Source organism: Streptomyces sp. MS191 (assembly GCF_008042125.1).
Taxonomy (GTDB): domain Bacteria; phylum Actinomycetota; class Actinomycetes; order Streptomycetales; family Streptomycetaceae; genus Streptomyces.
In genome coordinates, this window is record NZ_RDBI01000040.1 from 1,189,034 (window position 1) to 1,206,351 (window position 17,318).

Consider the following 17,318-nt stretch of genomic DNA (forward strand, 5'->3'; position numbering starts at 1 on the left):
GGTTGTGCTGAAGGGGCAAGGGGGGCGTGAGCCAAGGCGACCCTAAGTGGAGCCTGATGCTCCGGGCCCGGGGGCCTCTCCCGCACCGTTCGCGAACCACCGCGCCCGTCCTCGTACGGCGCTCGCTCCCCGTCCCTTCCGCCGTCGCGGTTCCGCCGCCATCCCAATGTGTGAATTGCCGGAGCTCGTGTTGTTCGGCTGGAAGTGCGAAAACTAGCTTCGGTGGCCGGAGGTGACGAGTCGATGACAGCCTGTGCCATCGAGACCGCGGCGGAGGACAACGGCGCGGTACGGCCGACAGAGATCATCATCACGGCGAACGGGGCGTACGCGGCACGGCTCGCGGGCGCCGGGGACGCCCTGTACGCGGAGCGGTGGACGCTCGACGGCCCGGAGCCGTACGCCGTCCCGCTGCCGCTGGACCAGCCCGAGGACCCCACGACCCGGCTGCTGCCGCTGGCGGACGGACGGGTGCTCGCCGCGCGCCGGGTGGACGGGAACCGTCACACGTTCTCGCTGCTGTACCCGACGGGCCCCGGGACGGGCGAACTGACCCTGGGCGCGGTGGAGGCCGAGGAGCTGACCCTGCTGCCGCCCTCGCCCGACGGCATCTGCGCCTACGCCCTGTGCGCCGGCCCCGACGCGACGACGCTGTGGCTGGTGGCGGGCGGCGCGTTCGGGCCGGAGCAGGTCGCCGAGATCAAGGGCCGCTGCACGGGCGGGGTGTGGCTGGACCGCACCGGGCGGATGCTGGCCCTGGACCGCCGCCTGGACGACGGCCCCGTGAAGGCGGTGGCGGTCGACCTCGAACGGGGCGGTGAGGTGACACCGCTCCTCCAGATCACCGAGGAGAGCGACGACCGGCTGCTGATGGCCGACCCGGACAGCGGACTGCTGCTGCTCCGCTCCGACGCGCCGTCCCCGGGGCACGACCGGCTCGGCTGGGGCGTCCTCGGCAGCCTGCTGCCGGTCCGGTTCCCGGACTGCCTGCGCCTCGACGACGCCGCGGTCACCCCGTTCGCGGTGCAGCCGGGTCAGGTGCTGCTGCCGGAGAGCTGCGGGGTCGCGCTGCGGATCGACGCGGCGACCGGCAGCTGGGTCGGGATGTGGCGGCCGTCGGGGCGCCGGATGCACCAGGCGGCGGCGCCTCGGGGATGGCTCGCCGGGGCGGGACTGTGGACGCCCGAGGGCGTCCTGCGGCTGCCGTACACGACGGCGGAAGCACCCTGCGGCCTCACCGACCTGGAGGTGCCGTGCGAACCGGAACCGACCGCGCTCGAACCCCGGGTCTGCCGGCCGGTTCCCCTGCAGCAGGCACCCCTCACGGACGCCAAAGCCGCTGGTTAGACTCACGGGTCGCACAGCAACAGAGATCACTACGGGGTGAGTTCCAGCATGTCGCAAGCAAGCACGGACGGATCGGAGTCGAACGGGTCCGGCAAGCACCGCGGACCCTCGGCGCCCGCGGAGGACACCACGTCCTCGCCGCACGGCCGCCATCGCCGCGAACCGGAAGCGCACTGAGCGAACGGGCCCCGGGGGASTCCCCCGGGGCCCGTCCTCTCTCCGCCGCGACCGGTGTCCGCGACACCGCCGCCCCGCCCGTCCCGGTCCCCCGCCGAGCGGGCTCAGCCCTTCCTGAGGCCCAGCACCTCCGCCGCCGCGAAGGTCTCCCCCGCCGGCCTCCCCGCGTAGTGCGGGGACAGCAGACCGTCCAGCTCCTCGTAGGTGAAGACGTCCTTCGCCGTGTCGAACTTCGCCGCCACCCTCGGCCGGTCCACGATCGCCACCATCCCGCCGTGGACGACCAGCAGCTGCCCGTTGACCGCCGCCGCCGCGGGCGACGCCAGATACCCCACCAGCGGCGCCACGTGCTCCGGCGACAGCGGATCCAGCTCCCCTTCGGCGGTCGGCTCCGCGAAGCCCGCGAAGACGTCCTCCGTCATCCGCGTCCGGGCCCGCGGGCAGATCGCGTTCGCCGTCACCCCGTACTTCGCCAGCGCCAGGGCCGTCGAGGTCGTCAGGCCCACGATCCCGCCCTTGGCCGCCGCGTAGTTCGGCTGGCCCGCCGAGCCGGCCAGGAACGCCTCCGACGACGTGTTGACGATCCGGCCGTAGACCCCGGACTCCCCCGCCTTCGCCCGTCCGCGCCAGTGCGCCGCCGCGAAGTGCGTGGTGTTGAAGTGCCCCTTCAGATGCACCCGGACGACCGAGTCCCACTCGTCCTCGCTCATCGAGAAGACCATCCGGTCCCGCAGGATCCCCGCGTTGTTGACCAGGACGTCCAGCTTCCCGAAGGTCTCCACCGCCAGGTCGACCAGCTCCCGCGCGGTGCCGAAGTCGGCCACGTCGCCCAGGTGCGCGACCGCCCGGCCACCGGCCGCGCGGATCTCCTCGGCGACCCCTTCGGCCGGCGCCGCCGAGGCCGCGCCGGAGCCGTCGCGCCCCGGCCGGCCGTAGTCGTTCACGACGACCGCCGCGCCCAGCCGTGCCAGCTCAAGCGCCTCGGCCCGGCCGAGGCCCCGGCCCGCGCCGGTGACGATCGCGCTCAACCCCTCCAGAGGGAGTGCCATCTCGCGGTGTCCTCTCAGATCTCGATGCAGGTGCGCAGCGCCACGCCCGTACGCATCTGCTCCAGCGCCTCGTTGATCCCCGACAGCGGGACCCGGTGGGTGATCAGCGACTCCAGGTCGATCCGGCCCGCGCGCCACAGCGCGATGGCCCGCTCGTACGAACGCAGCACGTCGCCGCCGCCGTACATGGACGGCAGGATCCGCTTCTCGTCGAAGAAGAGCTCGAACATGCTGAGCTGGAGGTGGTCGTCGAGCGCGCCCGCGCCGACCACGCACAGGGTGCCGCCGCGCCGGGTCGTCTCGTAGGCGGTCCGGGCGGTGGCGGACTTCCCGACGACCTCGAAGACGTAGTCGAAGCCCTCGCCCGCCGTGATCCGCTGCTTGGCGTCGCCGAGCGCGTCGGGCGCCACCGCCTCCGTCGCCCCGAACCGCAGGGCGGCCTCGCGCCGGGACTCGACCGGGTCCACGGCGACGATCTGGGCGGCCCCCTGGAGCTTGGCGCCCTGGATGGCGGAGATGCCGACACCGCCGCAGCCGATGACGGCGACCGACGAACCGGCCTCCACCTTGGCGGTGTTGATCGCCGCGCCGAGACCGGTCGTCACGCCGCAGCCGATCAGCGCCGCGATGTCGAAGGGCACGTCGTCGGGGATCGGGACGGCGCAGCCCGCGTCGACGACGACCTCCTCGGCGAAGGTGCCGGTGCCGGCGAAGCCGAAGACGTCCCCGCCGGGCCGCTTGAAGTTGGGCGTGCCCGCGTTCATGAAGCCGGCCAGGCACAGCTGCGTCTGGCCGCGCTTGCAGGCCGGACAGACTCCGCAGGCGGGCAGCCAGCACAGCAGCACCCGCTGCCCCTCGCTCAGCCCGGTGACGCCGTCGCCGAGGTCGACGATCTCACCCGCGCCCTCGTGACCGGGGACGAAAGGCGCGGGCTGCGGCAGCACACCGCTCATGGCGGAGACGTCGGAGTGGCACAGTCCGGTCGCCCGGACGCGGATCCTCACCTTGCCGGGGCCGAAGCCCACGGCCTCGACGTCGTCGTGCACTTCGAGTTTGTCCTGGCCGATCTCGTGCAGTACGGCTGCGCGCATGGTGCGGCTCCCTCCGGGATGGATCTACGAGTGTTCGACGAGGGTGTCGGCGAGGACCGGGGCGTCGTCGCGCTCCACGGCCGTCACCGTCACCTGGACGCGGCCGTCCCCGGCCCACATCCGGATGCGCAGGGTCTCGCCCGGGAAGACGACCCCGGCGAAGCGCGTGCGGTACGAGCGGACCCGGGCGACGTCGCCGCCGAGCAGGGTGTCCACCACCGCCTTGAGGGTCATGCCGTACGAGCAGAGGCCGTGCAGGATCGGCCGGTCGAAGCCGGCCAGCTTGGCGAACTCGGGGTCGGCGTGCAGCGGGTTCCAGTCCCCGGAGAGCCGGTAGAGCAGCGCCTGGTCCTCGCGGACGGGCCGCTCGACGGTCCTGTCCGGCTCGCGGGCGGGCGTCTCGAGGCGCTCGGAGGGGCCGCGGTCGCCGCCCCAGCCGCCCTCGCCCCGGACGAAGATCTGGGCGTCGCTGGTCCACAGCGGGCCGTCGTCGTCGGCGGTCTCGGAGCGCAGGACGAGGACGGCGGCCTTGCCCTTGTCGTGGACGGCGGCGACGCGGGAGGTGGTGACGGCCCGGCCCGCGACGGGGATCGGGCGGTGCAGGGTGATGCTCTGGCCGCCGTGCAGGACCGCGGCCAGGTTCACCTCGACGCCGGGGGCGGAGAGGCCGCCGACCACGCCCATGCCGGCGCCGGCGACGGTGGCGAAGCTGGGCAGCACGTGGAGCCGGGACTCCAGGGTGTAGCGGAGCTCGTCGGGGTCCGTGGCGGGCGTGCCGGCACCGAGACCGAGGTGGTAGAGCTGGACGTCCTTGTGGTCCCAGCGGATCTCGGCACTGCGGGGCTCGGCGGCGACGGCCTTGGCGGCATCAATGGGCATCGGGATGCTGCTCCTTGGAGATCCGTGGGGATCCGTGAAGAGGGAAGGACCTCGGTGCGACCGTCCGCACCGTCGGCCGCACCGAGGCCGTGCGGGACCGCCCCGTACGCGCCGTTCTAGAACGCGTTCTAGGTCGGTGATCCTCATGTATAGCCGAGCCGCCAGGAGTTGTGAACCCTCCTGACGGCATGTCAGATGTGGTGCCGGGGAGGGGACCCGGGACATTTGTCACCGCCGGGTCCGTACATTCACGCCTGCCGCCGCGCCCGCCCCGCTCCGTAGCGTCGTGGACATGAAGAACGAGCCCGCGGTCGCCTTCGAGGGCGTCCACAAGACCTTCGGCCGGGTCCGCGCCGTCGACGGCGTCGACCTCGGCATCCGCCGCGGCGAGACCGTCGCCCTGCTGGGCCGCAACGGCGCCGGGAAGTCCACCACCATCGGCCTGCTGCTCGGCCTCGACGAGCCCGACAGCGGCCGCGTCAGGCTCTTCGGCGAGGCCCCCGCCCGCGCCGTGCGGGCCGGCCGGGTCGGCGCGATGCTCCAGGAGGGCCGCCCGGTCCCCCGCGTCACCGTCCGCGAGCTGGTCGCCTTCGTCGCCCGCACCTACCCCGCGCCGCTGCCCGTCGCCGAGGCCCTGGAACTGGCCGGCGTCACCCAGCTGGCCGGCCGCCGCGTCGACCGCCTCTCCGGCGGCCAGATCCAGCGCGTCCGCTTCGCCGTCGCCCTCGCCGGCAGCCCCGGACTGATCGTCCTGGACGAGCCCACCGCCGCCCTCGACGTCGAGGCCCGCCACGCCTTCTGGGACTCCATGCGCGGCTACGCGCGGCGCGGCAACACGGTCCTGTTCTCCACCCACTACCTGGAGGAGGCCGACGCCCACGCCGACCGGATCGTCGTCATCGACTCCGGCCGCGTCGTCGCCGACGGCACGAGCGAGCAGCTCAAGCGCGCGGCCGGCGGCAACCTCGTCTCCTTCGACCTGGCCGGCCGTTCCTCCGAGGGCCTCACCCTCCTGCCCGGCGTCACCTCCGTGGAGATCCGCGGCGACCGCGCCCGGCTGCGGACGGAGGACTCCGACGCCACCGTCCTCGCCCTCGCCGCGCGCGACATGGTCCGCGGCCTCGAAGTCGCCCCCGTCTCCCTCGACGACGCCTTCCTCACCCTGACCCTCGCCCGGCCGACCCTGGAGAACGCCCGATGATCACCGAGTACGTACGGCTCGAGGTCCGCCGCACCCTGCGCGACACCGGCTTCGTGATCTTCGGGGTGGGTATGCCGGTCCTGATGTACCTGCTCTTCACCAACCTCGGCACCGACGAGCCCGCCTGGAAAACCGCCTCCATGGTCGGCATGGCCGCGTACGGAGCGCTCGGCGCCGCCCTCTCCGTCGGCACCGGCGTCGCCGAGGACAAGTCGATCGGCTGGCTGCGCCAGCTGCGGATCACCCCGATGACCCCGCGCCAGGTCGTCACCGGACGCGCCCTGACCGGCTCCGTGATCGTGCTCCCCTCCATCGCCTCCGTCCTGCTCGCCGGTGCGCTCGTCAACGGCGTCCGGATGGCCGCCTGGCAGTGGGCGGCCGTCGCCCTCGCCCTGTGGCTCGGCGCACTCCCCTTCACCCTCCTCGGCATCGGCAACGGCTACCGGCTGTCCGCGCAGACCACCGGCGTCGTCAACGTCGCCTGCAATCTCGGGCTCGCGGTCGTCGGCGGCCTGTGGTTCCCGGTCGAACTCTTCCCGTCCTGGCTGCGCGCCCTGTCCTCGTACACCCCGACCAACCGGTTCGCCGAGCTGGGCCGGGCCATGACCGAGGGCGGCGCGCCCGGCGTCGCCGGCCTCACCGTGATCGCCTGCTGGGCGCTGGTGTTCGGCGCGTACGCCGTGGTCTCGTACCGTCGTGCCGGCAGGACGGCGTGAGGGGAGCGGCCATGAAGGGCACGAGGAAGCGACGCGAGCGCACCGCGGAGGAGATGGGGCCGCCGAACGGCTTCGCCCTGCTGCCCTGGCTCTTGATGGGCATGGGCGCGGTCTCCAACCTCCTCCACGGCGAGACGCCCAACCCCTGGATCGGCGGGATCGGCGTCCTGCTCTTCAACTCCCTCTACATCTCCGTCGTCTTCCGCGCCTTCCACCGGCGCAGCCGGGAGGCGCCGGCCACCTGGTGGCTGCTCGGCACCATGACGGCGGTCACCCTCTTCCTGGCCCTCGCGTACGGCGGCCCCTGGCTGCTCTACTTCCCGCTGCTCGGCCTCGCGGCCGGCTCGGTCCTGCGCGGCCGGCGGCTGGCCCAGGTCGTCCTCCCCCTGTGCGTCGTGGCCGGCGCCGTCGCCGGCTACCGGGACGGCTGGGGCGCGATCAACGTCGCGTACGGCACCTTCATCTCCGCCATGGTCACCTCCGCGGTCCTCACCCTCTCCGAGACCGTCAAGGAACTCCGCCGCACCAAGGAGGAGTTGGCGCGCACCGCGGTGGAGAAGGAACGGCTGCGGTTCTCCCGCGACCTGCACGACCTGCTCGGGCACACCCTGTCCGTCATCGTGGTGAAGTCGGAGGCCGCCCGGCGGCTCGCCCCGCGCGACATCGACGCGGCCCTGGCCCAGGTGTCCGACATCGAGTCCGTGGGCCGCCAGGCCCTCACCGAGATCCGCGAGGCCGTCACCGGCTACCGGGAGGGCAGTCTCGCCACCGAACTCGACCGGGCCCGGGACGCCCTGTCCTCGGCCGGGATCGAGCCGGTGGTCCGGCAGTCGGGCCCGCCGCTGGAACCCCCGACCGAGGCGCTGCTCAGCTGGGTCGTCCGGGAGTCGGCCACGAACGCCGTTCGGCACAGCCGCGCGACCCGCTGCGAGATCGAGGTCGGCGGCACCCCCGAGCGGGTCCGGCTGACGGTCACGGACAACGGCCGCGGTGCCGACGGGAGCGCCGCAGGCAGCGGACTCACGGGTCTGCGCGAGCGCGTCGCCTCCGCAGGCGGCACCCTGGAGTCGGGACCCGCGCCGCGCGGCGGGTTCCGGGTCACCGCGGAACTGCCCGTGGAGGCCCTGGTGTCGACGGAGCTGGAGCCGACCGAATGATCAGAGTTCTCCTCGCCGAGGACCAGGGCATGATGCGGGGCGCCCTGGCGCTGCTGCTCGGCATGGAACCCGACATCGAGGTCGTGGCCCAGGTCGGCCGCGGCGACGAGATCGTGGACGCGGCCCTGGTCGGCCGCCCCGAGGTGGCCCTGCTGGACATCGAACTCCCGGGCCGCTCGGGCCTGGACGCCGCGGCCGACCTGCGTGACCAGGCCCCCGACTGCCGGGTCCTGATCCTCACCACCTTCGGCCGGCCCGGCTACCTGCGCCGGGCGATGGAGGCCGGCGCGGCGGGCTTCCTGGTCAAGGACGGTCCGGTGGAGGAGCTCGCGGAGGCGATCCGCCGGGTCCTGCGCGGCGAGACCGTCATCGACCCGGCCCTCGCCGCCGCGGCCCTCGGCGCGGGCCCGAACCCGCTGACCGCCCGCGAACGGGACGCTCTCGGCGCGTCCGTCGACGGCGCGACCATCGCCGACATCGCGGCCACGCTCCACCTCTCGGAGTCGACGGTCCGCAACTACCTCTCCTCGGCGATCGGCAAGACGGGCACGCGCAACCGCATGGAGGCGGTCCGGGCGGCACGACAGCAGGGCTGGCTGTAGCACCGGGAGTTCGCGGGCCGCGCCGCCAGGTCCTGTCCGGGCGTCCCGCAGGCGGCCGGGAGGTCCCGCCCCTCAGACCGCGGGCTCGGGGGCCACCGCGCGCCGCCGCTTCGGCAGCCACAGCAGCATCAGCAGCGCGCCCGCCAGCAGCACCCCCGTCGCCGTGCGGAAGGCCAGGGCGTAGCCCTCCGTCAGGGCCCGCGGGTCGGCGGCACCGCCGGTGCGGGACGCGGCGACGGTGGAGAGGACCGCAAGGCCCAGCGCGCCGCCCATCGTGCGGGAGGTGTTGACCAGCCCCGAGACCAGCCCCGCCTCGCCGGGCGGCGCGCTCGACGTGGCGAGCGTGGCGAGCGGCGTGGTCAGCAGCCCCATCCCCGCCATCATCAGGATGCCGGGACCCAGGATGATCCCCAGGAAGGTGCCGTCGGCGGTCATCGTGGACTGCCAGGCGAAGCCCGCCGCGGCCACGACGGCACCGATGACCGCGAGGGCCCGGGCGCCGGTGGCCGGCATCAGGCGGGGCGCCAGCTTCGAGCCGAGTATGACGCTGACCGAGCTCGGCACCAGGGCGAGCCCGGCCTCCAGCGGCGTGTAACCGAGAACGTTCTGCGCGTACACCGTCATGAAGAACCACATCGAGAACGACGTGGAACCGCACAGCAGGATCGCCACGTTGGCCGCCGAGACCGCCCGCGAACGGAACAGCCGCAGCGGCATCAGCGGCACCGCCGTACGGGCCTCGACCACGACGAAGACGGCCAGCAGCGCCAGGCCCCCGAGCAGCGGCACCAGCGTCGAACGGGAGCCCCAGCCGGCCTCCTCCGTCTGCACGATGCCGTAGGCGACGGCCGCCAGACCACCGGTGACCAGCACCGCACCCGGCAGGTCGAGCCGCCGGCCCGCCGCGGTCCGGCTCTCGCGCAGCCACAGCGCGGCGCCGGCGAGGACGAGCACCCCGACCGGGACGTTGATCAGCAGGACCCAGCGCCACGACAGCAGGTCCACCAGCACACCGCCGACGAAGCCACCCGCCGCGCCCCCGGCCGCGCCGACCGCCGTCCAGGTCCCGATGGCACGGGTCCGGGCGGAGCCCTCGGGGACGGCGGCCGTCACGATGGTGAGCGTCGCGGGCGCCAGGACCGCGGCCCCCAGCCCCTGCACGGCACGGCCCGCGACGAGTTGCCACCCTTCCTGCGCCAGGCCGCCCGCCACGGACGCCGCGGTGAAGAGCCCGAGGCCCAGCAGGAACATCCGCTTCCGGCCGAACAGGTCGGCCGCGCGACCGCCCAGCAGCATGAAGCCGGCGAAGGCGATCGAGTACGCGCTGAGCACCCACTGCAGCCCGGTGGCCGACAGACCGAGATCGGCCCGCATCGAGGGCAGCGCGACGTTCACCACGGACACGTCGAGGACGACGAGGAACTGCCCGGCACAGGCGGCGAGCACCACCAGCCAGGCGCGCGGGGCGGGGCGTACGTGCGCGGACTGCTCCGCGGCTGACTCGGTGTGGACCATGCGGGTCATGGTCGCAGAGCCTCCGTGGCCCGTACATCAGGAAATCGATGTACGGGCCCGGGACCGCGGACGTAGGTCCTGCCCACCCCCTGGGCCCCGTCCGCCCGGACAGGACCTAGGAGCGGCGCAGCAGGGTCACCACCGCCGCGCCGCCGAGGCCGATGTTGTGCGCGAGCCCCACCCCCGCCTCACCCCGCAGCTGCCAGACCAGTTCGGCGGCCTGCGCCAGCCCGGTGGCGCCCAGCGGATGCCCCTTGGAGATGAGCCCGCCCGACGGGTTCACCACCCATCGCCCTCCGTACGTCGTCGCGCCGGACTCCACGAGCTTCCCCGACGCCCCCTCCTCGCACATCCCGAGGGCCTCGTACGTCAGCAGCTCGTTGACGGAGAAGCAGTCGTGGAGCTCGACGACGTCGACGTCCTCGATGCCGAGGCCCGACCGCTCGTACACCTGCCGGGCCGCGGCCCGGGACATCGGCAGGCCGACCGCGTCGATGCACGACCCGGAGGCGAAGGACTCCTCGGTGTCCGTCGTCATCGACTGGGCCACGATCTCCACCGCCCTGTCGTGCAGGCCGTGCTCCACGACGAACCGCTCCGAGACGACGACCGCGGCCGCCGAACCGTCCGACGTCGGCGAGCACTGCAGCCTGGTCAGCGGCCGATGGATGGTCTTGGCGGCGAGGATCTCCTCGACCGAGTACACGTCCTGGAACTGGGCGTAGGGGTTGTTCGCCGAATGCCGGTGGTTCTTGGCGCCGACGGCCGCCAGCTGGACCTCCGTCGTCCCGTACCGCTCCATGTGCTCACGGGCCGCGTTGCCGAAGATCTGCGCGGTCGGCGGGGACATCTCGAAGCCGTGGCCGGCGGCCATGATCCCGTAGTGGCGGGCGACCGGCGAGGTGCTGAAGTCGCCGGCGCCCGATCCGCCGCCGAGCGCGCCGCGGGTCATCTTCTCGAAGCCGAGCGCGAGGACGCAGTCGGCGACCCCGCCCTCGACGAACTGGCGGGCCATCATCAGCGCCGTCGACGCCGTCGCGCAGTTGTTGTTGACGTTGTAGACGGGCACGCCGGTCAGCCCGAGCTCGTAGGCGGCGCGCTGCCCGGCCGTCGACGCCTGGAAGCAGTAGCCGACCGGCACCTGCTCCACCCGCGCGTAGTCCACGCCCGCGTCGGCGAGCGCCGCCGTCCCCGCCTCCCTCGCCATGTCCCAGTACTGCCAGTCGCGCGTCTCCGGCTTCTCGAACTTCGTCATCCCGATGCCGACGATGTACGCCTTCCCCATCTTCCGATCCCCTCAGTCCCGCGGCAGGCCGAGCAGCCGCTCGGCGACGACATTGAGCTGAACCTGTGTGGTGCCGCCCGCGATCGTCAGACAGCGGGACATCAGCAGCCCGTGCACGGCCCGCTCCCCCGCCCCCTCGCGCACGGCGCCCTCCGGCCCGAGCAGTTCGAGCGTGAGCTCGGCGACCTTCTGCTGGTGGACGGTCTGGACGAGCTTGCGGACGCTGGCTCCGGCGCCCGGCTCCAGGCCCGATACCTGGAGCATCGTGGTACGCAGCCCGATGCAGGCGAGCGCGTGCGCCTCGGCCGCGAGCGCGCCGATCCGTACGCGTACGGAGTCGCCGGCTCCGTCCGCCCGCTCGATCAGCGCTTCGAGGCCGGAGTCGAAGGCGACCTGGTCGGCCATGTGGACGCGTTCGTTTCCGAGGGTGTTGCGGGCGACGCGCCAGCCGTCGTCCACGTCGCCCACGACGGCGTCGGCGGGCAGCAGCGCGTCGTCGAAGTACACCTCGTTGAAGAGGGAGTCCCCGGTGATCTCCTTGAGCGGCCGGATGTCGATCCCGGGCGTGTTCCTCATGTCGACGAGGAAGTACGTGAGCCCCCGGTGCTTGGGCGCGTCCGGGTCGGTGCGGGCGAGCAGGATGCCGTGGTCGGCCCACTGCGCCGCGCTCGTCCACACCTTCTGCCCGTTGATCCGCCAGCGGCCGTCCTCGGTCCGTTCGGCCCGGGTCCGCAAGGCGGCCAGGTCGGAGCCGGCGCCCGGCTCGGAGAACAGCTGACACCACAGCCGGTCCCCGCTCAGGGTGGGGCCGAGGTGGCGGGCCTGCTGCTCCGGGGTCCCGTAGGCGAGCAGGGAGGGGACGACCCAGGTGGCGATGCCGAGCCCCGCGAGGGTGACGCCCGCCGCGTCCAGTTCCCGCTGCACGGCGAGCTGCCGCAGCGGTCCGGCGTCGAGTCCGTACGGCGCCGGCAGGTGCGGGGCGGCGTAGCCGGTGGGGGCGAGGGCGCGGCGCGCGGCACGCGGGTCGAGACCGACGGCGACGGCGAGTGCCTCGCGGGCGGCGGCGCGGAAGTCGTCGGCCTCCGGGGGCAGTTCGAGGCGCAGCTCGCGCCGGGCACCGTCGGCGGCGAGACGTGCGGCCCGGGAGCGGTGGCCGTCACCGCCGCCCAGCAGCTGGCGGGCGACGAGGGCCCGGCGCAGCTGGAGGTGGGCGTCGTGCTCCCAGGTGAAGCCGATGCCGCCGAGGATCTGGATGCAGTCCTTGGCGCAGGTGTAGGCGGCGTCGAGGGCGGTGGCGGCGGCGAGGGCGGCCGTCAGGGACCGCGGCTCGGCGGGACCGGAACCGGCCGCCCGGGCCGCGTCCCAGGTCAGCGCGCGGGCCTGCTCGACCCGGACCAGCATGTCGGCGCAGAGGTGCTTGACCCCCTGGAACCGCCCGATGGGCTGCCCGAACTGTTCGCGCACCTTGGCGTACGCGGCTGCAGTGTCCAGCGCCCGCGCGGCAGTCCCGCAGGCGTCGGCGGCGAACAGCACGGCGGCGAGGTCCCGCACGAGGGCGGAGTCGACGGCGAGGAGCCGGTCCCCGGGGATGTGGACGCCGTCGGCGGCGACCTCCGCGGTCGGCCGGGTGGGGTCGGCGCTCTCATGGGTCCGCACCGCGAAGTGCCGGGCGTCGGCGGCCAGCCAGACGGTGCCGTCGGCGGTGCGGGCGGCGAGGACGAGCAGGTCGGCCTGACCGCCGCCGAGGACCGGCGGCGCGACGCCGTCCAGCCGGTACCCGTCGGCGGTGCCGACGGCCGTGAGGGTGCCGGGCCCGAGCGCCACGGCCCCGATCCGCGACCCTTCGGCGAGACCGGCGAGAAGGCCGGCGGCGTCGCCCGGTGCGGGGGTGCCGTGGGCGTGCCGGAGCACTTCCGCGGCGAGGACGGTGGGGAGGTAGGGCCCGGGCAGCAACGCCTGCGCGGCCTCCTCCAGGACGACGGCCAGGTCGACGAGATCGCCGCCCCCGCCGCCGTGCTCCTCGGGCAGGTGGACGCCGAGGAGTCCCTGCCCGGCGGCGGCGTCCCAGTAGGCGGGCCGGCCGGTGGCGGTGTCGGGGACGTCGAGGTGCTTGCGCACCTCCTCGGGAGGCACGGTGCGCGCCAGCCATCCGCGCACGGACCCGGCCAACTCCCGCTGTTCCTGCGTGATGGCGATGCCCATGCGCGGCAGACTAGAACACGTTCCAATCTGACGGAAGGTCAGATACACGCCGAATGCCGAACGCCGGCCGCGCTCCGGGAGGGCCGTACGGCGGGACACCCCGCACCCGAGCCCACCCCGGCACCGGGACCGACTCCGCCCGCGCCGACTCCCGTCCGCCGCCCCACTGTCAGTGGCGGCTGCCACGATCCCGGTACGCACGTCGGACCGGCGGCGATCGAGCGATCGGAAGTGAACGCATCATGGGCACCTGGGACATCGGCCCCTTCGACAACGACACCGCCGCCGACTTCTCGGGCGACCTGGACGACACACCCCCGGCCGAGCGCGCCGCACTCATCCGGGCCACCCTCGGCGAGGTGATCGAGACGGGCACGGACTACCTGGACAGCGATGTCGCGGTGCAGGCCGTCGCCGCGGCCGCACTGGTCGCCTCGCAGTGCCCGGGCGGCGACCCCGTCCACACCGCCTACGGCCCGGACGAGGCGCTGCCGGAACTGCCGGTGAAGCTGCGCCCGCTCGCGGTCGAGGCCCTGGACCGGGTCCTCACGGAACCGTCCGAACTCCTCGAACTGTGGGGCGAGACGAACGAGGCAGAGCCGTGGAAGGCGACCCTCGTCCGGCTGCGCGAGGTCCTGGCGCCGCGCTAGGGCGCCGGTCCGCCCTCCGGCCCGGGTCGCGCCGGCGGCGGCCGGGAGGGCCCGCGGGGGCGCGGCGCGGGGCACGCCGGGCGATGTCGGCGCAGGTGGCGGCGGCCCCACCGCGACGGCGGGTGTGGTCCGCCCGCGGCGCGTAGGGCACCATGGGCGCTCGCACGTCTGTACCCGCCAGTAGGAGGACCGATGCCCGCTCCGGAGATTCTCTCCGCCTTCGAGGCCGCGAAGGGCTTCATGCCCGTGAAGGAAGGGCTCGCGCTGTACGAGGCCGCCGCCGAGGCGGCGAAGCTCGGGCTGCCGCTCCTCGAGGTCGGCTCCTACTGCGGGCGCTCGACGATCCTGCTGGCGGACGTGGCCCGGGAGGCGGGGACGGTCGTCCTGACCGTGGACCACCACCGGGGCAGCGAGGAGCAGCAGCCGGGGTGGGAGTACCACGACGAGACCGTCGTGGACCCGGAGGTCGGCCTGATGGACACCCTGCCGACGTTCCGCCGGACCCTGCACAAGGCGGGCCTGGAGGACCACGTGATCGCGGTGGTCGGGCGCTCCCCGCAGGTCGCGAAGGTGTGGACCGGAGCGCTGGGCTTCGTCTTCATCGACGGCGGCCACACGGACGAGCACGCGACGGCGGACTACAAGGGCTGGGCCCCGAAGGTCGCCGCGGGCGGGATCCTCGTCATCCACGACGTCTTCCCGAACCCGGAGGACGGCGGCCAGGCCCCGTACCGGATCTACTGCAGGGCGCTGGAATCGGGCGACTTCGAGGAGATCTCGGTGACGGACTCCCTGCGGGTCCTCCGCCGCAAGCCCTGAGAAACGGGGGCTCGGGGGCGCGCAGCGCCGTCGGCCCGTGTCGGGTTCGGGGGTGGTTCAGCGCAGCCGTTGAATGGGGCGGCTGGGCGCGGCTTAGCGGGTGCCACTCGATTCCTGGCTGGGATTCAMGCCCCGCTGGTCACTCTCCGGTGGGGGTGAAGCCTGATCCGCAGCCGGCATCGGGAGTGCGGGTCATGGGCCACCGGGCGCGCGGATCGCGCGGGCTGCATCCGTCCCACCGGTCCCATCCGCCCCATCGCCGGGCTGGGATCGATTGATGAATGACGCTAGGGCGTACATTAAGCTCTTCGGGAGTCCGATATGCCAGCTAATGCACTTTTCGGCGGCTGAGTTACCGCGAGTATGTACGCCGTAGCGTCATTCGGGGCTACTGGAGGCGTGTCGCAGTCCGGATGAGGTCGGCGACGGCGCGGGATCGGCTGTGCGGTGGCCAGGCGATCACGGTGGTGACTGTCGGCGCGTCCAGTACCGGCACGGCGGCGAGGTCGCCGTGCAGTTGGGCTCGGCACGACTCCGGTGAGACCGCACAGGCCCGGCCGAGCGCGACGAGCTGCAACAACTGCGCATGGTCGCGAACCTGGGGGCCGGGGCCCGGCGGGTAGGTGCCGTCGGGGTCGGGCCAGCGCGGGAGGGGCAGACCCGGCAGCCCGATGATGTCGGCCATGTGTACATGGGCCCGGGCGGTCAGCGGATGCCCGGCCGGCAGGACCGCGACCTGACCCTCCGTGCTGAGCTCCTCGGTGTCGAATCCGGTCGTCGAGTCGAACGGCCGGTGCAGCAGCGCCACGTCGGCCCGGCCCTCGCGCAGGAGTCGTTCCTGCTCGGCCGGACCGCACAGGATGACGTCGACGGGGACCGCGCCGGGTTCGGCGGCGTACGCGTCGAGCAGTCTCGCCAGCAGTTCCCTGGACGCGCTGGCCTTCGTGACCAGGACCAGGCCGGGGCTGCCGGTCACGGAAAGGGCGGCGCGGCGGGTCCGACGCTCGGCGGCCTCGACCGCGTCGAGAGCCGCCCGGCCCTCGACCAACAGCACCGAGCCTGCCTCGGTCAGCGTGACGGTGCGACTGGTCCGATCCAACAGCACTGCCCCGAGCCGGCGTTCGAGCCGCTGGATCGCCCGTGACAACGGTGGCTGCGCGATCCCGAGCCGCTGCGCGGCCCGCCCGAAGTGCAGCTCTTCAGCGACGGCGACGAAGTACCGCAGTTCCCGGGTCTCCATCCGGCCACGCTATCCCGGATCAATACCCTGAGGGTATCGTTGCGCACCCGATCGGTCTTGGACCCCCGCCGAGGCCCGAAGGCAGCATCGTCCCTATGACTGAACGGACGATCGCGCTGGTCACCGGCGCGAACAAGGGAATCGGCTACGAGATCGCCGCAGGCCTGGGCACCCTCGGCTGGAGCATTGGCGTCGGCGCACGCGACGACCGGCGCCGAAGCGCCGCGGTGGATAAACTGCGCGCCGCCGGCATCGATGCGTTCGCCGTACCGCTGGACGTGACCGACGATGCGAGCGTGACCGCCGCCGCACAGCTGATCGACGCAGAGGCCGGACGCCTCGACGTGCTCGTCAACAACGCCGCCATCGCAGGCGCCATGCCACAGGAACCCACCCGGATCGACCCCGCCACCATCCACACGGTCGTGGACACCAACGTGATCGGCGTCATCCGCGTCACCAACGCGATGCTGCCGCTGCTGCGCCGCTCCGCCGCACCGCGGATCGTGAACATGTCCAGCAGCGTCGGCTCCCTCACCCGGCAGTCAGGACCCGCCGCCGAGCAGACGGCAGGTCCGGTGTCGGCGGCGTACGCGCCGTCGAAGACGTTCCTGAACGCCGTCACCCTCCAATACGCCCGGGAGCTGAGGGGCACGAACATCCTGATCAACACCGGCTGCCCCGGCTACGTCGCCACCGACCTCAACGGCTTCCGCGGCGTGCGTACCCCCGAACAGGGCGCCGCGATCGCCATCCGACTCGCGACCCTTCCCGACGACGGCCCCACCGGACAGTTCTTCGACGACGCAGGCGCAGTGCCCTGGTGATGTGCACGCCCTCATCGCCGCCCCGGCAGCTGCGGCGGCCCACAAGGGCGCACCGCCACGAGGCGGATCCGCTCTGCTCAAGCCATGACGACAGGTCATCGAGTCCGTCACCCGGACCTTCAAGGCCCAACTCGACCTCGAGCACCACCAGGGCCGGACCTCGGGCGGAGTGATGGCCACCTTCGGATTCGGCTTCGGCCCCACCGGAGAGTGACCAGCGGGGCATGAATCCCCGCCAATGAGCGACCGATCGACGCTAAGCGCCGCCGGGTCACCCCATTCAATGGGTGCGGGAAGCCACCCCTAGACCCGCCGGCCGCCGACGGCGCCCGGGYYSCTCCGGTCCCCGGAGCGGATGCCCCRTCCCCGGGCCGCCCTCCGAGTGTGAAAAGGCAGCCGGGGCCGGGCGGTCAAGGGTGGSCGKAGSCCATCGCGCAGCGACGCGACGAGGAACGAGGAGCGCCCTTGAGGGKKCGGACCCGGCTGCCACACTCGGAGKGAGGGCGGCCAACCACCKGAAGRAACCGGGGAACGCCGAGTCCAAGCCCCCAGACCCGCACC

At 73.4% G+C, this 17,318-nt stretch carries 15 protein-coding genes and 1 pseudogene; 9 read left to right on the forward strand and 7 right to left on the reverse strand.

Translation table 11 applies throughout. The features are described from left to right. Positions 1 to 243 precede the first annotated feature (243 nt). On the forward strand, positions 244 to 1,347 hold the full coding sequence (locus EAO71_RS12450; protein ID WP_187282650.1) for a hypothetical protein: 1,104 nt from the start codon (positions 244 to 246) through the stop codon (positions 1,345 to 1,347). A gap of 281 nt (positions 1,348 to 1,628) precedes the next feature. Here the strand turns inward: EAO71_RS12450 and EAO71_RS12455 are convergent, their stop codons facing one another. The 3 genes from EAO71_RS12455 to EAO71_RS12465 are packed head-to-tail and all read right to left on the reverse strand — an operon-like array spanning position 1,629 to position 4,543. Further along, positions 1,629 to 2,573 (reverse strand): 3-oxoacyl-ACP reductase, encoded by a 945-nt coding sequence (locus EAO71_RS12455; protein WP_147977781.1) that lies wholly within the window; start codon positions 2,571 to 2,573, stop codon positions 1,629 to 1,631. A 14-nt stretch (positions 2,574 to 2,587) separates the two neighbouring features. Continuing rightward, positions 2,588 to 3,664, reverse strand: a complete 1,077-nt coding sequence (locus EAO71_RS12460; protein WP_147977782.1) for a Zn-dependent alcohol dehydrogenase — start codon at positions 3,662 to 3,664, stop codon at positions 2,588 to 2,590. Between the two features lie 24 nt (positions 3,665 to 3,688). Then, positions 3,689 to 4,543, reverse strand: a complete 855-nt coding sequence (locus tag EAO71_RS12465; RefSeq protein ID WP_147977783.1) for a MaoC/PaaZ C-terminal domain-containing protein — start codon at positions 4,541 to 4,543, stop codon at positions 3,689 to 3,691. Positions 4,544 to 4,835: 292 nt separating this feature from the next. Between EAO71_RS12465 and EAO71_RS12470 the strand changes: the two genes are divergently transcribed. From EAO71_RS12470 to EAO71_RS12485, 4 genes are read left to right on the forward strand one after another with little or no spacing between them, the layout of a single operon-like run. Beyond that, complete coding sequence (locus tag EAO71_RS12470; protein ID WP_147977784.1) at positions 4,836 to 5,744, forward strand: ABC transporter ATP-binding protein; 909 nt, start codon at positions 4,836 to 4,838, stop codon at positions 5,742 to 5,744. Beyond that, on the forward strand, positions 5,741 to 6,460 hold the full coding sequence (locus tag EAO71_RS12475) for an ABC transporter permease (protein ID WP_410093963.1): 720 nt from the start codon (positions 5,741 to 5,743) through the stop codon (positions 6,458 to 6,460). Before EAO71_RS12470 ends, EAO71_RS12475 begins: the two co-directional genes overlap by 4 nt. A gap of 11 nt (positions 6,461 to 6,471) precedes the next feature. After that, positions 6,472 to 7,617 carry a sensor histidine kinase gene (locus EAO71_RS12480; RefSeq protein WP_147977785.1) on the forward strand — a complete coding sequence of 382 codons (1,146 nt, stop codon included), beginning with the start codon at positions 6,472 to 6,474 and terminating at the stop codon, positions 7,615 to 7,617. Then, positions 7,614 to 8,219: a response regulator transcription factor gene (locus tag EAO71_RS12485; protein WP_147977786.1), complete on the forward strand. Its 606-nt coding sequence runs from the start codon at positions 7,614 to 7,616 to the stop codon at positions 8,217 to 8,219. Before EAO71_RS12480 ends, EAO71_RS12485 begins: the two co-directional genes overlap by 4 nt. A 72-nt stretch (positions 8,220 to 8,291) precedes the next feature. On the opposite strand, the gene EAO71_RS12490 is transcribed toward EAO71_RS12485, so the two are convergent. From EAO71_RS12490 to EAO71_RS12500, 3 genes are all read right to left on the reverse strand, one after another. Beyond that, positions 8,292 to 9,734, reverse strand: coding sequence for an MFS transporter (locus EAO71_RS12490; protein WP_399758683.1), 1,443 nt, complete (start codon positions 9,732 to 9,734; stop codon positions 8,292 to 8,294). A gap of 115 nt (positions 9,735 to 9,849) precedes the next feature. Then, positions 9,850 to 11,019, reverse strand: a complete 1,170-nt coding sequence (locus EAO71_RS12495) for a lipid-transfer protein (RefSeq protein WP_147977788.1) — start codon at positions 11,017 to 11,019, stop codon at positions 9,850 to 9,852. Between the two features lie 12 nt (positions 11,020 to 11,031). Beyond that, positions 11,032 to 13,221 (reverse strand): acyl-CoA dehydrogenase, encoded by a 2,190-nt coding sequence (locus EAO71_RS12500; RefSeq protein ID WP_147977789.1) that lies wholly within the window; start codon positions 13,219 to 13,221, stop codon positions 11,032 to 11,034. A gap of 242 nt (positions 13,222 to 13,463) precedes the next feature. On the opposite strand from EAO71_RS12500, the gene EAO71_RS12505 reads away from it, so the two are divergent. Both EAO71_RS12505 and EAO71_RS12510 read left to right on the forward strand, forming a co-directional pair. Continuing rightward, positions 13,464 to 13,871 carry a DUF4259 domain-containing protein gene (locus EAO71_RS12505; RefSeq protein ID WP_147977790.1) on the forward strand — a complete coding sequence of 136 codons (408 nt, stop codon included), beginning with the start codon at positions 13,464 to 13,466 and terminating at the stop codon, positions 13,869 to 13,871. A 192-nt stretch (positions 13,872 to 14,063) separates the two neighbouring features. Further along, entirely contained in the window at positions 14,064 to 14,690 is a 627-nt protein-coding gene (locus EAO71_RS12510; RefSeq protein ID WP_147977791.1) for a class I SAM-dependent methyltransferase, read from the forward strand. Positions 14,691 to 15,078: 388 nt separating this feature from the next. On the opposite strand, the gene EAO71_RS12515 is transcribed toward EAO71_RS12510, so the two are convergent. Further along, positions 15,079 to 15,930 (reverse strand): LysR family transcriptional regulator, encoded by an 852-nt coding sequence (locus EAO71_RS12515; RefSeq protein ID WP_147977792.1) that lies wholly within the window; start codon positions 15,928 to 15,930, stop codon positions 15,079 to 15,081. A gap of 95 nt (positions 15,931 to 16,025) precedes the next feature. Here EAO71_RS12515 and EAO71_RS12520 point away from each other — a divergent pair, with 95 nt between their 5' ends. Both EAO71_RS12520 and EAO71_RS40285 read left to right on the forward strand, forming a co-directional pair. Then, entirely contained in the window at positions 16,026 to 16,757 is a 732-nt protein-coding gene (locus EAO71_RS12520; protein WP_147977793.1) for an SDR family oxidoreductase, read from the forward strand. A 37-nt stretch (positions 16,758 to 16,794) separates the two neighbouring features. Then, positions 16,795 to 16,929 (forward strand): annotated as a pseudogene (locus tag EAO71_RS40285) (IS982 family transposase); the annotation flags it as partial. Positions 16,930 to 17,318 lie beyond the last annotated feature (389 nt).

Bases quoted from the DNA above. Each gene is read 5' to 3' on its own strand.
- EAO71_RS12450 (WP_187282650.1), top strand. From the start codon at position 244: ATGACAGCCTGTGCCATCGAGACCGCGGCGGAGGACAACGGCGCGGTA.
- EAO71_RS12455 (WP_147977781.1), bottom strand. From the start codon at position 2,573: ATGGCACTCCCTCTGGAGGGGTTGAGCGCGATCGTCACCGGCGCGGGC.
- EAO71_RS12460 (WP_147977782.1), bottom strand. From the start codon at position 3,664: ATGCGCGCAGCCGTACTGCACGAGATCGGCCAGGACAAACTCGAAGTG.
- EAO71_RS12465 (WP_147977783.1), bottom strand. From the start codon at position 4,543: ATGCCCATTGATGCCGCCAAGGCCGTCGCCGCCGAGCCCCGCAGTGCC.
- EAO71_RS12470 (WP_147977784.1), top strand. From the start codon at position 4,836: ATGAAGAACGAGCCCGCGGTCGCCTTCGAGGGCGTCCACAAGACCTTC.
- EAO71_RS12475 (WP_410093963.1), top strand. From the start codon at position 5,741: ATGATCACCGAGTACGTACGGCTCGAGGTCCGCCGCACCCTGCGCGAC.
- EAO71_RS12480 (WP_147977785.1), top strand. From the start codon at position 6,472: ATGAAGGGCACGAGGAAGCGACGCGAGCGCACCGCGGAGGAGATGGGG.
- EAO71_RS12485 (WP_147977786.1), top strand. From the start codon at position 7,614: ATGATCAGAGTTCTCCTCGCCGAGGACCAGGGCATGATGCGGGGCGCC.
- EAO71_RS12490 (WP_399758683.1), bottom strand. From the start codon at position 9,734: ATGGTCCACACCGAGTCAGCCGCGGAGCAGTCCGCGCACGTACGCCCC.
- EAO71_RS12495 (WP_147977788.1), bottom strand. From the start codon at position 11,019: ATGGGGAAGGCGTACATCGTCGGCATCGGGATGACGAAGTTCGAGAAG.
- EAO71_RS12500 (WP_147977789.1), bottom strand. From the start codon at position 13,221: ATGGGCATCGCCATCACGCAGGAACAGCGGGAGTTGGCCGGGTCCGTG.
- EAO71_RS12505 (WP_147977790.1), top strand. From the start codon at position 13,464: ATGGGCACCTGGGACATCGGCCCCTTCGACAACGACACCGCCGCCGAC.
- EAO71_RS12510 (WP_147977791.1), top strand. From the start codon at position 14,064: ATGCCCGCTCCGGAGATTCTCTCCGCCTTCGAGGCCGCGAAGGGCTTC.
- EAO71_RS12515 (WP_147977792.1), bottom strand. From the start codon at position 15,930: ATGGAGACCCGGGAACTGCGGTACTTCGTCGCCGTCGCTGAAGAGCTG.
- EAO71_RS12520 (WP_147977793.1), top strand. From the start codon at position 16,026: ATGACTGAACGGACGATCGCGCTGGTCACCGGCGCGAACAAGGGAATC.